Source organism: Enterococcus sp. 6D12_DIV0197 (assembly GCF_002174385.1).
Taxonomy (GTDB): domain Bacteria; phylum Bacillota; class Bacilli; order Lactobacillales; family Enterococcaceae; genus Enterococcus_D; species Enterococcus_D casseliflavus.
The window spans coordinates 2,124,393-2,126,266 of the sequence record NZ_NIBN01000001.1; the positions used below are offsets into that span (position 1 = coordinate 2,124,393).

At 36.2% G+C, this 1,874-nt stretch carries 2 protein-coding genes; one reads left to right on the forward strand and one right to left on the reverse strand.

The genetic code is table 11. The features are described from left to right. Positions 1 to 73: 73 nt before the first annotated feature. On the forward strand, positions 74 to 460 hold the full coding sequence (locus A5867_RS09820; RefSeq protein ID WP_087627508.1) for a hypothetical protein: 387 nt from the start codon (positions 74 to 76) through the stop codon (positions 458 to 460). A gap of 159 nt (positions 461 to 619) precedes the next feature. Here A5867_RS09820 and A5867_RS09825 read toward each other — a convergent pair whose 3' ends face one another. Then, entirely contained in the window at positions 620 to 1,030 is a 411-nt protein-coding gene (locus A5867_RS09825) for a hypothetical protein (RefSeq protein WP_087627509.1), read from the reverse strand. Positions 1,031 to 1,874 lie beyond the last annotated feature (844 nt).

Below are 1,874 nucleotides of genomic sequence, written 5' to 3' on the forward strand. Positions count from 1 at the left end.
CTATATATGTTATAATTTATCCTGAAGGAATCATGAACGTTTTAGAAAATAGCTGGCGAAAAAGGAGAATAGTATGTCTGGATTAATTGTGGTCCTGCTTACGATCTACTTTTCAAGTAGGAAAGATAAAGAACAGTGGCTTTTTGATCGCAAACGATTGACTATTCTGGCGCTTATGTTTGTGATCATCGGCATAAGTTGGGGCTTAAATGACAAAATAATGAAGGATCCTCGGAACCAAAATATTAGAAGTGATTTACTGTTTAATTATTCGTTCCCCTTATTGATAGGTATGCTAGGTCTATTTATCAAAGAAATACCACGGTGGGGACGGATCGTGACTTTGTCATTTGGCTTTATGATTTTCGGGTATTTAGCTATGCACTATTTGATAGGGTTTCACAACCCGTATTGGGAAAATCTACAGCTAAGTCCATTGTATTGGCTACCAAGTGACTAGCCATACGAAAGTATCGCCAATGGAAACGAAAAAAAGCACTCCCTTTATTGAGTGCTTTTTTTCGGCTAAATCACTGCAGCAAGATGTTTCTTTTCCCAAAAATTGGGGTGGACCTAAGTAGCAAAGGGATCATATAAGGAGAAGTCACGACTGTTTGAATCAAACCGATTGATTCTTGACTAAACCGTATCTTTTGATCATTGCCAAAGTAAAATATGCGACGAGCGTTCCTGCAATCCCAAAAAGTAAATCGATTCGATCAGGGGTGTTCATAAAGCCCAAGACAGTCTCGCTCAATAGATTGGCAATGAGTAAGAGCAGGGTCAATAGCGTGACGGCTTTAAATGGCGCACCTACGAGAAGCCAAAAGTACCCCAGTAAGCCAATAATCAAACTAATCGAAAAATTGGAGATATGAAGATAAAAGTCAGGATACATCGAAGTAAAGAAAGAAATGTCCAAGTACTTTGATAAGTAGAGGAAGAGGGCTGTGAACACGAAAAGCAAGTAGAGGAGTGACGCCCAGATTTTTGGTAAAAAGACTAGCTTTAATTGCTTCTTCTTTTTCATTTTTATTCTCCTTTTAGAATTGTCAGCTTATACGGATGGAATTGCTTTTATCGCGTGTTAATTACACAAATGGAAAAAACAAGCTGCAAACCAGGCAAATCAGTAGTCTGCACCTCATTAATGGTAAAATGAGTTGAGGTGATAAAATGACAATAATAAACAATCAGCGATTATGGTTAGGTATAGGGATAGAAATTATTTTGCTCATATCATTCAGCATGATTATGTATTTCATCCTGACGAGTGGCAACTTGAAGCAAAACCCGTTCAGCAGTCGCCGAAAAGGAAAAATAAGCTTATGGATAGCTGCTGGTTTGATTTTACTTGCCATGGTTCTAGTATTCCAAGGAATGATCAACGGCGCTTTATTCAGACTTTTTTAGCAAAATATGGACGTTTATGGCGACCTATGAACATTACAATTATATTAAATAACGAAATACCCTAAGTTATCTACATGATTTTAGGGTTCTTTTTTATCGACTCATGTAATAGATATTTGTTGGCATTTGCAACGTCTAACTACTTGTGTAAGAACTTTGAAATGGATTGGCTGTAAATGAATAAAGTTCTAGGTAAAAGCTCAAAGATTTTCAAAATGATTATAGCATACAATCAAACCGATTGGTTCGTGAATCAAGGCTGATAGCTTGAATCTGTATTTGCTGAGATAAAAAAGACGAATCCGTATGTAACTTGCTACAAGACCGTTAACAATCTGTTGATCAGTAAATCATAAAAAAGAATCTGAAGAAACTTGTAAAATAAGAAATCTTAGTTTTAGTTGAATTTTAAGTGAACTAGTGACAATTTACTGATAAAAGTCATTTGGAGGGAGGTAAAA